Annotated in this window: 12 protein-coding genes; 6 read left to right on the plus strand and 6 right to left on the minus strand. The window is 73.4% G+C overall.

Annotated features, from left to right (window positions below; all coding sequences use genetic code 11):
- Positions 1-37 precede the first annotated feature (37 nt).
- Positions 38-424: an RNA polymerase-binding protein RbpA gene (locus BKA05_RS08565; protein ID WP_179531062.1), complete on the plus strand. Its 387-nt coding sequence runs from the start codon at positions 38-40 to the stop codon at positions 422-424.
- 15 nt (positions 425-439) lie between these two features.
- On the opposite strand, the gene BKA05_RS08570 is transcribed toward BKA05_RS08565, so the two are convergent.
- From BKA05_RS08570 to BKA05_RS08585, 4 genes are all read right to left on the minus strand, one after another.
- Positions 440-910 (minus strand): FxsA family protein, encoded by a 471-nt coding sequence (locus tag BKA05_RS08570; protein ID WP_179531063.1) that lies wholly within the window; start codon positions 908-910, stop codon positions 440-442.
- Complete coding sequence (locus BKA05_RS08575; RefSeq protein ID WP_246289775.1) at positions 907-1,671, minus strand: polyprenol monophosphomannose synthase; 765 nt, start codon at positions 1,669-1,671, stop codon at positions 907-909. Before BKA05_RS08575 ends, BKA05_RS08570 begins: the two co-directional genes overlap by 4 nt.
- Positions 1,672-1,690: 19 nt before the next feature.
- Positions 1,691-3,235: an apolipoprotein N-acyltransferase gene (gene lnt, locus BKA05_RS08580; protein ID WP_343045578.1), complete on the minus strand. Its 1,545-nt coding sequence runs from the start codon at positions 3,233-3,235 to the stop codon at positions 1,691-1,693.
- Positions 3,236-3,592: 357 nt separating this feature from the next.
- Complete coding sequence (locus tag BKA05_RS08585) at positions 3,593-4,198, minus strand: TetR/AcrR family transcriptional regulator (protein ID WP_179531064.1); 606 nt, start codon at positions 4,196-4,198, stop codon at positions 3,593-3,595.
- A gap of 67 nt (positions 4,199-4,265) precedes the next feature.
- Here BKA05_RS08585 and BKA05_RS08590 point away from each other — a divergent pair, with 67 nt between their 5' ends.
- From BKA05_RS08590 to BKA05_RS08605, 4 genes are read left to right on the plus strand one after another with little or no spacing between them, the layout of a single operon-like run.
- Positions 4,266-5,033, plus strand: coding sequence for an enoyl-CoA hydratase-related protein (locus BKA05_RS08590; RefSeq protein ID WP_218842374.1), 768 nt, complete (start codon positions 4,266-4,268; stop codon positions 5,031-5,033).
- The gene (locus BKA05_RS08595) at positions 5,026-6,468 is read left to right on the plus strand and encodes an AMP-binding protein (RefSeq protein ID WP_179531066.1); all 1,443 of its coding nucleotides are present in this window, start codon (positions 5,026-5,028) and stop codon (positions 6,466-6,468) included. The genes BKA05_RS08590 and BKA05_RS08595 overlap by 8 nt, the downstream gene beginning before the upstream one ends.
- Complete coding sequence (locus BKA05_RS08600) at positions 6,458-8,077, plus strand: amidohydrolase family protein (protein WP_179531067.1); 1,620 nt, start codon at positions 6,458-6,460, stop codon at positions 8,075-8,077. Before BKA05_RS08595 ends, BKA05_RS08600 begins: the two co-directional genes overlap by 11 nt.
- The gene (locus tag BKA05_RS08605) at positions 8,064-8,672 is read left to right on the plus strand and encodes a hypothetical protein (protein ID WP_179531068.1); all 609 of its coding nucleotides are present in this window, start codon (positions 8,064-8,066) and stop codon (positions 8,670-8,672) included. The genes BKA05_RS08600 and BKA05_RS08605 overlap by 14 nt, the downstream gene beginning before the upstream one ends.
- On the opposite strand, the gene BKA05_RS08610 is transcribed toward BKA05_RS08605, so the two are convergent.
- Positions 8,662-9,852 (minus strand): FAD-dependent oxidoreductase, encoded by a 1,191-nt coding sequence (locus BKA05_RS08610; RefSeq protein ID WP_179531069.1) that lies wholly within the window; start codon positions 9,850-9,852, stop codon positions 8,662-8,664. The genes BKA05_RS08605 and BKA05_RS08610 overlap by 11 nt on opposite strands.
- A 25-nt stretch (positions 9,853-9,877) precedes the next feature.
- Positions 9,878-10,684 carry an SDR family NAD(P)-dependent oxidoreductase gene (locus BKA05_RS08615; RefSeq protein WP_179531070.1) on the minus strand — a complete coding sequence of 269 codons (807 nt, stop codon included), beginning with the start codon at positions 10,682-10,684 and terminating at the stop codon, positions 9,878-9,880.
- Positions 10,685-10,783: 99 nt separating this feature from the next.
- Between BKA05_RS08615 and BKA05_RS08620 the strand changes: the two genes are divergently transcribed.
- On the plus strand, positions 10,784-11,764 hold the full coding sequence (locus BKA05_RS08620; RefSeq protein WP_179531071.1) for an LLM class F420-dependent oxidoreductase: 981 nt from the start codon (positions 10,784-10,786) through the stop codon (positions 11,762-11,764).
- Positions 11,765-11,859 lie beyond the last annotated feature (95 nt).

The following is an 11,859-nucleotide window of genomic DNA, read 5'->3' on the forward strand; positions in this document are numbered from 1 at the left end:
GCACGGCACCGTCTTCGGTAGAGACTGGAGGGCTCAGATGGCAGAGCGCACACTACGGGGAGCGCGACTCGGAGGCCAGAGCTTCGAGGACGAGCGCGGCATCGAGTTCGCCGCGCGGCAGCAGGTCGGTTACCGCTGCAAGCAGGACCACGAGTTCGAGATCACCATGTCCGTCGAGGCCGAGGTGCCGGCGGTGTGGGAGTGCCCGCGGTGCGGCGCCGAGGCGCTGAGCGTCAGCGGCATCAAGCCCGAGGTGAAGGCCGAGAAGCCGGCCCGCACCCATTGGGACATGCTGCTCGAGCGCCGCTCGGAGAAGGAGCTCGAGGAGATCCTCAAGGAGCGCCTGGAGCTGCTCCGCGGTGGCGAGATCGGCCCCGCGCACCTGCACCGCGCGAACCGCAAGAAGGGCAAGGCCTCGGCCTGACCTTCCGACCCGCCCTCACTCCGGCGGGTCCACCACGTCGCCCCGGACCACCGGTCCGGGGCGTTCGTCGTTCCCGGGGCCTCCCCGCCCGGGGACCACGACCAGCCGGGCGGCCACGACGCGGGCCAGCAGCCCGCGGAAGAACGGCCGGGTCACCGGCAGCACCAGCAGCGCCCCCAGGGCGTCGGTGACGAAGCCGGGCGTCAGCAGCAGCGTGCCGCCGATCAGCACCAGCGCGCCGTCGGCGAGCTCCTTGTGGGGCATCCTGGCCTGTGCCAGCGCCTCCCGCAGGGCCCGCCACGCGCGGCCGCCCTCGCGGCGCACGATGAGCGCGCCGAGCACGCTGTCGACCACCAGCAGCAGGATCGTCCACCAGGCGCCGATGGCCTGACCGACCTGGATGACCAGGTAGAGCTCGAGCAGGGGCAGGCCGATGAAGGCCAGTCCCAGCGCCCAGGCCACGCCCCCGCGGCGTCGTCCACTCATCCCCTGCTCCTGCTCCTGCTCCACATGCGCCGGAGCTGGTCCCGGCGCTCCCGCAGCCCCCACGCGGTGATCCGACGCAGCGACTCCACCGCCACCTTGCCACTCATCTTGGAGTCCCCCCGCACCCGCTCCACGAACTCGATGGGCACCTCCCGCACGCTCAGCCCCGCGCGCAGGGCGCGCACGACCATGTCGGTCTGGAAGACGTACCCGGTGGAGCGCACGGTCGCCAGGTCGAGCTTCTCCAGCGCCTCGCGGCGGAAGAGCCGGAAGCCGGCGGTCGCGTCCTTCACCGAGATGCCCAGCAGGGCCCGCACGTAGAGGTTGCCGCCGCGGGAGAGCGCCTCTCGTCGGCGCGGCCAGTTGACCACCGTGCCGCCGGGGACCCAGCGCGAGCCGATGACCAGGTCCGCGGCCGGACCGCCGTCGCTCCCCTCGATCGCCGCCAGCAGCCGGTGCAGCTGCTCGGGCTGGTGGGAGCCGTCGGCGTCCATCTCCCCGATCACGTCGTAGCCGGCCTCGAGCGCGTGCGCGAAGCCGTGCCGGTACGCCGCGCCCAGACCGCCCTTGTTCACCCGGTGCAGCACCTGCACCTGCGGGTCCGCGGCCGCGATCTCGTCGGCGATCCGGCCGGTGCCGTCCGGGGAGTTGTCGTCGACGACGAGCACGTCGACGGCCGGGAGCGCGGTGCGCAACCGGCCCAGGATCCAGGCGATGTTGTCGGCCTCCTGGTAGGTCGGGACGACCATGATCACGCGCATTGGCCGGACTGTACGGGAGTCAGGAGGACGCATCGGCGTACTCCGGAGCAACCCTGCGCGAACGCCGGGTGGCGGCCCTCGCGGCGATCACCGGCACCAGCACGAGGAGCAGTCCGAGCAGGGCGAGCGCCACGACTCCGCGGGTCACCCACGGCGTGAGCCGGATGCCCGGTGAGACGCCGGGGAGCAGCTCGACCTCGGCCACCATCGAGGCGGTGGTGCGCCGCTCGGTGGTCTCCACGACCGTCCCGTCGGGGGCGATGATCCCCGAACGACCGTTGGTGGAGGCGACCACCAGCCACTTGCCGGCCTCGATGGCCCGGAGCCGGGTGATGGCGAACTGCTGGTCGACCTGGTCGGTGAAGATGAAGGTGGCGTTGCTGGTCTGCACGGTCAGCAGCTCCGCGCCCTCGCGCACCTGGGCGTGCAGCCCGTCGTCGTAGGCCACGTCGAAGCAGATCGCGTCGGCCAGCAGGATGTCGCCGACCCGCAGCGGCTCGGTGCGGTCCCCGGCGCGCATGTCGCGCCGGATGCGTGCCAGCTCGCCGAAGTTGACGTCGAGGTAGCGGCGGAAGGGGATGTACTCCCCGTAAGGCACCGGGTGCCACTTGGTGTAGCGCTCCCCCGCGCCGGTCACCGGGTCCCACACGATCCCCTGGTTGAGCACGTGGTCGGGCCCGTCGTCGACGATGGCCCCGACCAGCACGGGCACGCCGATGGCCTCGACCGCGCGCTCGATGCCCTGGTTGGTCGAGAAGTCCAGGAACGGGTCGACAGCGGTGGAGTTCTCCGGCCACACCACCAGGTCCGGTCGCGGCTGCTCACCGGCGGCCACCTCGCCGGCCAGGCGCACGGTCTCGTCCACGTGGTTGCGGGTGACCTGGCGGTGGTCGTAGAGCACGTCGTTGCCGGGCCCCGGCACGTCGCCCTGCACCGCGGCCACGGTCGCGGTCCCGCTCGGGTCGCCGGCGTCGTACGGCGCCAGCGCGGCCAGCGTGGTGCCCGCCACCAGCACCAGCAGCACGGAGGCGTCGGCGCGCCAGGCGCGCGCCCGGGTGAGGACCAGGTGGGCCAGGCACGCGGACGCGAGCGCGAGGAGGAACGAGACCCCGACCATGCCGACCCAGGGCAGCAGCCGCGCGACCGGGGTGTCGACGACCGCGAAGGCCAGGCGACCCCAGGGCATGCCGCTGAAGGGCCACCCGCTGCGCACGACCTCGGCGGCGGTCCAGGCCGCCGCCACCCAGACCGGCCACCAGCGGCGGGTGGGGGCATGGCTGGTCAGCACGGCCGCCGCGGCGCCGGCCAGGCCGTAGAAGAGGGTCTCCAGCAGCGACAGGCCGATCCACGCCGGCACCGCCACCGCCCGCATCCACCAGATGTGGGTCAGGTAGAACGCGGCGCCGAAGGCCAGGCCCAGGGCCAGGCCGCGGCGGGCACCGACCCCGTGGACGACGCCGACGAAGCCGGCGACGGCCAACGGCAGCAGCACCGGCCAGGCGACCGGCTCGAAGGCGAGGGAGAGCACGAGGCCCGAGACGACGGCGAGGGCCAGGCGGAGCACGCCGCCACGGTACCGGGCGGGCGTGACGGGTGCAGAGCGACGAGAGGGCCCGGGACGCCTTCGGTCCAGGCTGATGTCCGACAGGCGGCCGGGGCAGGCTGTTGTCTAGGGGGACCCAGGCCCTCTCGTGTCCGCCCTCGCAGGACGAACCGACCTCCGCGAACAACCTCGGACAGGTGGCTGGCACCCCCACCCTCCGAGGCGGCCACTCGGACGCCGGTCCGTCTCCCGCGATCTGCACGAGCGGACGGCTCACCTTGCTGCGGGACGCGGCGTGTGTCAACCGCCTCCTGACCTGCGAGGACGTGAGAATCCGCAGGTCAGGAGGGTGTGAACGAGGACAGGATCCAGGCCCGATCAGACGCAAATGTCTGCACCGCCTCGGCGTGTCGGGGGCGACACGCCGAGGAGCCTGCATGCCAGGGCTGCGTAGTGGTCAGCGAGGCCCTCCAGGGTGAGCGGCCCGGCGGGGTCGAACCACCGGGCCACCCCGCTGCACATCTCCAGCAGGGCACGACGGGCGACCGCGGGGTGCTCGGACCGCAGCACCCCGTCCTCGAGCCCGGCCGCGAGGACCTCCTGCCACAGCTGCTCGTACCGGTCGCGCAGCGTCACCACCTGTGCGCGCGCCGGCTCGGAGAGCGCCTCCACCTCGTGGTCGCCCACCCGGGTGTCCAGTGGACGGGAGGCGTGGGCGGTCACGTGCATCCGCACCAGTGCTTCCAGCTGAGACACCGGGTCGCTGCTGGTGGCGACGGCCGCCTGGGCATCGGCGACCAGCCGCTCCAGGCTGTCGGTCATCAGCGCCACCAGCAGCTCCTCCTTGGTGCCCATGTAGTGGTAGAGCGACGCCGAGGAGACTCCGGCACGCTCGGCGAGCTGGCGGATGCCGGTGCCGTGGAAGCCTCGCTCCGCGAAGAGCTCGAGCGCGGCCCGGCGCACGCGCACGGCGGTGGGGGTCATGGGCCTATGCTATCGATCGATCGATCGACTGCACCGTGACCGCCGGTCCGACGCGATGGGAGCCCCCGTGACCCGCCCGCCCCTCCACCCCAGCGTGGAGTACTCCTTCGACGGGACCGTGGCGGTCATCCGCCTGTCCCGGCCCGACCGCCTCAACGCCGTCGACGTCGACCTGACCCGCGGACTGGTCGCCGCCCTCACGCACGCCGGGGCCGACGGTGCCCGGGCCGTGGTGCTGGCCGGCGCCGGACGGGCCTTCTGCGCCGGCCACGACCTGAAGCAGGAGCCCGCGGTCGAGACGGTCCTGCAGACCCGGGCGAGGCTGGAGGAGATCCAGGAGGTCACCCGCCTCGTGCGCCGGTCGCCGGCACCGGTCGTCGCCGCGGTGCACGGGTACGCCCTCGGGGCAGGGGCCGAGTTCGCCTTGTGCTGCGACGTCGTCGTCGCGGCCGAGGACGCCTCCTTCGGGTTCCCCGAGGTCTCGGTGGGCCTCTCGGTCACCGGTGGCATCTCCCGGCTGCTGCCCGGCCTGGTCGGCTGGGCCAGGGCGAAGGAGCTGCTCCTGCTCGGGGAGCGGGTCAGCGGCGCCGAGGCGGCGGGGATGGGCCTGGTGGCCCGCTGCGTGCCCGCCGGCGAGCACGAGACGGTGGCGCTCGACCTCGCCCGGCGGATGGCGGAGCGACCGGCACTGTCCCTCTCGCTGGCCAAGCAGGTCCTCGACGCCGGGCTGGACTCCACGGTGGACGAGGCGATGGCCCGCGAGGTGGAGCACGCCCTGCTGACCTCGCTCTCCGGAGAGGGCGAGGCACCGCGGGAGGGGTTCAACCGTGGCTGAGGGCACCACGCTCGTCGACCTCCTCGACCGGGCGGCCGCGGAGCACCCGGACCGGCCGGCCTGGACCTTCGACCTCCCCGACGGGCGCGAGCAGCTGACCTTCGCCGCCGTCGCCGACCGGTCGCGTCGGCTGGCCTCGGCCCTGTCGGCCCGGGGCGTGGGGCCCGGTGACCGGGTCGGCGTGATGCTGGGCAACACCCCCGAGATGCCGCTCACCTGGCTGGCGCTGATGCGACTCGGCGCAGCGATGGTGCCCCTCAACCCCCGCTACCGCCGCGACGACGTCGCCCACCTGCTCTCCGACGCCGCGGTCCGCCTCGTGGTGGCCCGGCCCGAGCACCACGGGCTGCTGACGTCGTACGCGACCGTGGTGGGGCCCGACGAGCTCGCCAGCCAGGAGCCCCAGGACCTGCCGGCGCTCACGCCGACCCCGGACACGGTGGTCAACGTGCAGTACACCTCCGGCACGACCGGGCGCCCCAAGGGCTGCCTGCTCGACCACACCTACTGGACCACCCTGGGCGGGTCGATGCTCACCGAGCACCCCCACCTGGGACCCGACGACGTGCTGCTCACCGCGCAGCCCTTCCACTACGTCGACCCGCAGTGGAACGTCGTCGCCGCGCTGATGGCCGGCGCCCACCTGGTCGTGCTCGACGGCTTCCACCCCTCGACCTTCTGGGCGAAGGTGCGCGAGCACGCGGTCACCTACTTCTACTGCCTGGCCTCCATGCCCGTCCTGCTGCTGCGGATGCCCGCGGACCCCGCCGACCGCGAGCACCGGGTGCGCGCGGTCCAGTGCTCAGCGATCCCGCCCGCGCTGCACGCCGAGCTCGAGGAGCGGTGGGGCGTGCCGTGGACCGAGGCGTTCGGCATGACCGAGACCGGTGCCGACATCCGCGTGAGCGCCGACGAGCACGACGAGCTGGTCGGCTCGGGCTGCCTGGGACGGCCCGCGGCGCACCGCGAGGCGCGCATCGACGAGGGCGGCCAGCTGTGGCTCCGCGGTCCGGGGATGATGCAGGGCTACCTCGGGCACCCCTCCCCCTTCGACGCCGAGGGCTGGTTCCCCACCGGCGACCTGGCACGCACCGACGAGGCCGGACGCCTCTACCTGGCCGGTCGGCTCAAGGACATGATCCGCCGCTCCGGGGAGAACGTCGCCGCCGTCGAGGTCGAGGAGGTGCTGCTCGCGCACACCGCGGTGCGGCTGGCAGCGGTCATCGGGGTCCCCGACGAGGTCCGGGGCGAGGAGGTCGCGGCGTACGTCGTCGCGCCGGGGGCCACCGCCGAGGAGCTCACCGCGTGGTGCGCCGAGCGGCTCGCGCCGTTCAAGGTGCCCTCGGTGTGGCGCTTCCGCGACGACCTGCCGCTGACCGCGTCCTTGAGGGTGGAGAAGGCCGCACTGCGCGCGGAGGCCCAGAGTGCGCGCTGACCTCCTCCTCACCCACGCCCGGGTCCGCACCCTCGAGGGCCCGGGGCGCGCCGACGTGGCGCGCTCGGTGGCGATCTGGCGCGACCGGGTCGTGGCGGTCGACGAGGACGTCCCGGCCGTGCGCACCGTCGACCTCGACGGTGCCGTGGTGGTCCCCGGCTTCCACGACGCCCACAACCACATGGCGTGGTTCGGCCTGTCGCTGGCCGAGGTCGACCTGCGGGTCCCCTCGCTCGAGGCGCTCTACGACGCGGTCGCCGCGCGGGCCGCGCAGCTCGGACCCGACGAGTGGGTCGTCGGTGCGGGGTATGACGAGAACAAGCTCGGCGCCCACCCCGACCGTGACGCGCTCGACCGGGCAGCCGGCGGCCGCCGGGTGTGGCTCAAGCACACCAGTGGCCACATGTGCACGATCAACGGCCCGCTGCTGGCCGACCTGGGTCTCGCCGGGGCGCCGAGGGAGGTGCCCGGTGGGCTGGTCGTGGTCGACGCCGCCGGGCGCCCGACCGGTCTGCTGCAGGAGCAGGCGCAGCAGCTGCTCAACGCGCTGGTGCTCCCCTACCCGATCGCCGGGCTGGTCGACGCCATCGAGCGGGCCGGACAGGTCTACCTGGCCCAGGGGCTCACCTCCGTCGTCGAGGCAGGTGTCGGGGGCGGCTGGATCGGCAAGAGCCCGGTGGAGGTGGCCGCCTACCAGGCCGCCAGGGACGCCGACCGGCTGCCGCTGCGCGTGGAGCTGATGGTCGCCGCCGACGCGCTGCACCCGCTGGCCGGCCACGCCACCGACGACCTGGGCATCGGGCTGGACCTCGGCATCCGCAGCGGCCTGGGCGACGACCGGCTGCGGATCGGGCCGACCAAGGTGTTCAGCGACGGGTCGCTGATCGGGCACACCTGCGCGCTGAGCGAGGAGTTCGCCGACACCCCCGGCGAGCGCGGCTACCTGCAGGACTCCGCCGAGGCGCTGCGCGACCGGATACTCGACGCCCACCGCTCCGGCTGGCGGGTCGCAGCGCACGCGATCGGGGACGCCGCCATCGACCTGGTCCTCGACGCCTACGAGGAGGCGCAGCGGCGCTGGCCGCGACCCGACGTGCGCCACCGCATCGAGCACTTCGGGGTGTCCCGGCCCGACCAGGTGGCGCGGTGCGCCGCCCTCGGCGTCGTGCCGGTGCCGCAGGGACGCTTCGTGGGCGAGATCGGCGACGGGATGCTGCGGGCCCTGGGCCCACAGCGGTCGGGCTGGGCCTACCGGTACCGGTCGCTGCTCGACGCCGGTGTGGTGGTCCCGGGCTCCTCGGACCGGCCGGTCGTCGACGGGCACCCGCTGCGCGGCATGCACGACATGGTCAACCGGCGTACCGACTCGGGAGCCGACTGCGGCCCCGACGAGGCGGTCACCGGGCTCGAGGCGCTGACGGCGTACACGCTCGGTTCGGCGTACGCCTCGCACGCCGAGGCCGACCGTGGCACGGTGGCGGTCGGCAAGCTCGCCGACCTCGCCGTCCTCTCCGACGACCCGGCCACCTGCGACCCGGCGCGGATCCGGGACATCGAGGTGCTCAGGACGATCCTGGGCGGACAGGAGGTGTGGCGTGCTGACGACTGACCTGGACGCCCGGCAGCTGGCGGCCGTACGCGCGATCTACGAGGACGCCTTCCCCGAGGACCTGCGGGCCGACTTCAAGTCGTTGCTCGTCGACCGCCTGGTCGTGCGCGTGACCGAGGCCGGCGCCCCCGAGGGCCTGGCGGTGCTGCGGCCGCTCGGCGACACGGGGTGGGTCTTCCTGCGCTACTACGCCGTCGGTGTGCGCGGGGGCGGGGTCGGGACGGCGATGCTCGGCGAGCTGGCCGCGATGCTGGCCGACGAGGGCCGCTCGCTGCTGGTCTGGGACGTCGAGGACCCCGACGAGCCGGGCCTGGGCGAGCATGCGGCGCTGGAGCACCGCCGACGCATCGCGTTCTACGAGCGGGCGGGTGGGGTGCTGCTGCCCGTGCGCGACTACGCGCCGCCCCACGGCGACGACCTGCCCGACGAGGACGAGGACGGCCACGCACCCTGCCTGCGGCTGATGTGCCTGCCGCTCGGTGACGGCGACCCGCCGCCGGCCCGGGAGGTCCTGCTCACGGCGATGACGCTGCGCTACGACCTGGCCCCGGACCACCCCGCCGTGCTCCGGGCGCTGGCCACGCTCAGCCGGTGATGGTGCCGGCCAGGTCCGCGGGGTCGGTCGGCCGCGAGTGCCTCGCGAGCAGTGCCCTGGCCTCCTCGACGCCCTCGTCGAGGTCCCAGAGCAGCACGCCACGCACAGCCTCGTCGTCGAGGTAGTAGGCCACGGCTCCCTCACCCACGCGCTCCACGAAGGTCTCGAGCGACGAGTCCAGGGTCCCCACGGCCTGGTAGCCGAGGCCGAGCACGTCGGAGTAGAACATCGGCGTGTGGTCGTAGGTCTCCTCCGACCCGGCCATGATCCGCCCGGCGGCGGTGCCCATCGTGGTCGCGTTGTCCACGTGCTCGACGCGGGTGCGCCCCAGGATCGGGTCGGGGTACGACGCGACGTCGCCGGCGGCGTACACGTCCGGCGCGCTGGTGCGCAGGTGCTCGTCGACCACCACGCCCCCGTCGTCGGCGAGCTCGACCTCCTCGGGCAGGAAGTGGGTGGCCGGCTCCACGCCCAGCCCGACCACCACGACGTCGGCCTGCACGGTGTCGCCGGACTCCAGCTCCAGCCGTACTCCGTCGGCGTGCTCCCGTCCGCCGGCGACCTCGGCTCCACCGCGCACCTCGACACCGGCGTCGGTGAAGAGGCGCTCGAAGTCGTCGGCCAGCTCGGCGGGGAACATCTGCTCCCCCAGCACCTCGCCGGGGTGCAGCAGAGTGACGCGGCAGCCTTGACCGATCAGCGCGGCGGCGATCTCGGTGCCGATGTAGCCACCTCCCACCACCGCCACGTGCGGTCGGGTGTCGGCGAGGACCCGCAGCCGGTGGTAGTCGGTGAGGGAGCGGTAGTAGAGGACCCGGTCGCCGCCCGGAAGGTCGGTGAGCGTCCGCGGGTGGCCGCCGGTGGCGACCAGCAGGCGGCCGTACCCGACGGTGTCGCCGCCGTGGGTGGTCACCTCGTGCGCCTCGAGGTCGACGGCGACGACCCTGGTGCGTGGGTGGAACGTCGCAGCGGTCTCGCCGACGGTGTCCAGCGCGGTGTTCTCGACGGTGAAGTCGGGATCGGTCCACAGCTTCTTCGACAGCGCGGGGCGCGGGAACGGCGACGTCGGCTCCTCGCCCAGGATGCCGATACTGGCGGTCGGGTCCTGCTCACGGATGCCGTGGGCGGCGGCGTCCGCGGCCATCCCGCCCCCGATGATCAGGTGGTCGTAGTGCGTCACGGTGCGCTCCTCGGTGGTCGTCGGGTCAGATGGTCGCGACGGAGCCGGAGTCGACCCGCCAGTTGGACCCGTTGACGAAGCTCGCGCGCTCGGAGCAGAGGAAGGCCACGACGGCCGCCACCTCCTCGGGCTCGCCCCGGCGCCCGAGCTCCATGTGGGGGCGCTCGTCGGCCAGGAACGACGCGATGGCCTCGTCGACGGAGCAGCCGAGCTCGTCGGCGCGCTTCTCCATCATCGCGTCGGTCATCGGCGTGTGGATGAACGCCGGCGAGACGCAGTTGACCAGCAACCCCTCCTGGGCGTAGGTCTGCGAGAGCCCCTTGGCGAAGGCGAGCACGCCCGCCTTGGCCGCGCAGTAGGGCAGCTCGTCGTCGTAGGGCTGCACCGCGTCCTCGGAGGTGAGGTAGACGATGCGGCCCCAGCCGTCCCTGCGCAGCGACGGGAGGACGGCCCGGGTCACGCGCACGGGCGCGAGCAGGTCGATGGTCAGGGTGTCGACCCAGCCGTCGTCGTCGATCTCGTGGAACTTGCCCTGGGCTCCGGTGACGCCTGCGGAGTGGACCAGGATGGACAGGCCCTTCTCGTCGGCGACCTCCTCGACCTGGCGGGCCAGCTGCTGCGCCGCCTCGTCGCTGGTGAGGTCGGCCGCGACCGTGTGCAGCCGGCCGGGCGCGGCGCCGAGCTGGGCGGCGGCCTCGTCGAGCGCCTCCTCGTCCTTGTCGGTCAGCACGACGGTCGCCCCCTCCTCCAGGAGGATGCGGGCCGTGTGCCAGCCGATGCCGGAGTCGCCGCCGGTGATCAGTGCAGTGCGTCCGTCCAGTCCGAGGTCCATGCCCACGACGCTGCCCCGCCACCACACCGCCTGAACCACACGGAAGGGTGTGCATGGCCGGGTGAGGTCGCGGCGCGCCCGGCACGCTGCGATAGGGGCATGTCGCGATTCGGGTACACGTTGATGACCGAGCAGTCCGGGCCCAAGCAGCTGGTGGAGTACGCCGCCCGCGCCGAGCAGGTCGGCTTCGACCTGCTGGTGAGCAGCGACCACTACTCACCGTGGCTCACGAGCCAGGGCCACGCGCCGTACGCCTGGACGGTGCTGGGTGCCGTGGCGCAGGCGACCTCGGACGTCGAGCTGATGACGTACGTGACCTGCCCGACGATGCGCTACCACCCGGCCGTGGTCGCCCAGAAGGCCGCGACCCTGCAGATCCTGGCTGACGGCCGGTTCACCCTCGGGCTGGGCAGCGGGGAGAACCTCAACGAGCACGTGGTCGGCGAGGGGTGGCCGGCGGTGCAGACCCGGCAGGGGATGCTCGCCGAGGCGATCGAGGTCATCCGTCGGCTCCACACCGGCGACCTGGTCGACTTCGCCGGTGAGTTCTTCCAGGTGGACTCCGCGCGGATCTGGGACGTCCCGGAGCAGGGCGTCGACATCGGCGTCGCAGTCTCCGGTGACCGTTCGGTCGAGACCTTCGCCCCGCTGGCCGACCACCTCGTCGCCGTGGAGCCGAAGGCGGAGCTGATCTCGACCTGGAACGGGGTGCCCGGCGCGAAGCGGATCGGCGCGGAGGGTCGTGCGGTGGGTCAGATCCCCATCTGCTGGGGTCCGGACGAGGCGGAGGCCCGGGAGCTGGCGCACGACCAGTTCCGCTGGTTCGCCGGCGGCTGGTCGGTCAACGCCGACCTCCCGACCCCGGCCGGGTTCGCCGGCGCCACCCAGTTCGTCCGGCCCGAGGACGTGGCCGACAACATCCCCTGCGGCCCTGACCTGGACAAGATCGCCGAGGCGGTCTCGGCCTTCTCCGAGGCCGGGTTCACCGACGTCGCCCTGGTGCAGATCGGCGACTCCACCCAGGAGGCGTTCCTGTCCGAGGCGGCCGGGCCACTGCTGGAGATCCTCCGGTCCTCGTGACGCCGACGCTGTCGACGGGGGATGCAGGCACCCGTCGGCAGGAGAATCTCCCGCGATGTATTCGACAGGCGGGAAATCATCTGGCACCGTGCTCG

It is taken from the genome of Nocardioides marinus (genome assembly GCF_013408145.1).
GTDB lineage: Bacteria > Actinomycetota > Actinomycetes > Propionibacteriales > Nocardioidaceae > Nocardioides > Nocardioides marinus.

Bases quoted from the DNA above. Each gene is read 5' to 3' on its own strand.
- BKA05_RS08565 (WP_179531062.1), top strand. From the start codon at position 38: ATGGCAGAGCGCACACTACGGGGAGCGCGACTCGGAGGCCAGAGCTTC.
- BKA05_RS08570 (WP_179531063.1), bottom strand. From the start codon at position 910: ATGAGTGGACGACGCCGCGGGGGCGTGGCCTGGGCGCTGGGACTGGCC.
- BKA05_RS08575 (WP_246289775.1), bottom strand. From the start codon at position 1,671: ATGCGCGTGATCATGGTCGTCCCGACCTACCAGGAGGCCGACAACATC.
- BKA05_RS08585 (WP_179531064.1), bottom strand. From the start codon at position 4,198: ATGACCCCCACCGCCGTGCGCGTGCGCCGGGCCGCGCTCGAGCTCTTC.
- BKA05_RS08615 (WP_179531070.1), bottom strand. From the start codon at position 10,684: ATGGACCTCGGACTGGACGGACGCACTGCACTGATCACCGGCGGCGAC.
- BKA05_RS08620 (WP_179531071.1), top strand. From the start codon at position 10,784: ATGTCGCGATTCGGGTACACGTTGATGACCGAGCAGTCCGGGCCCAAG.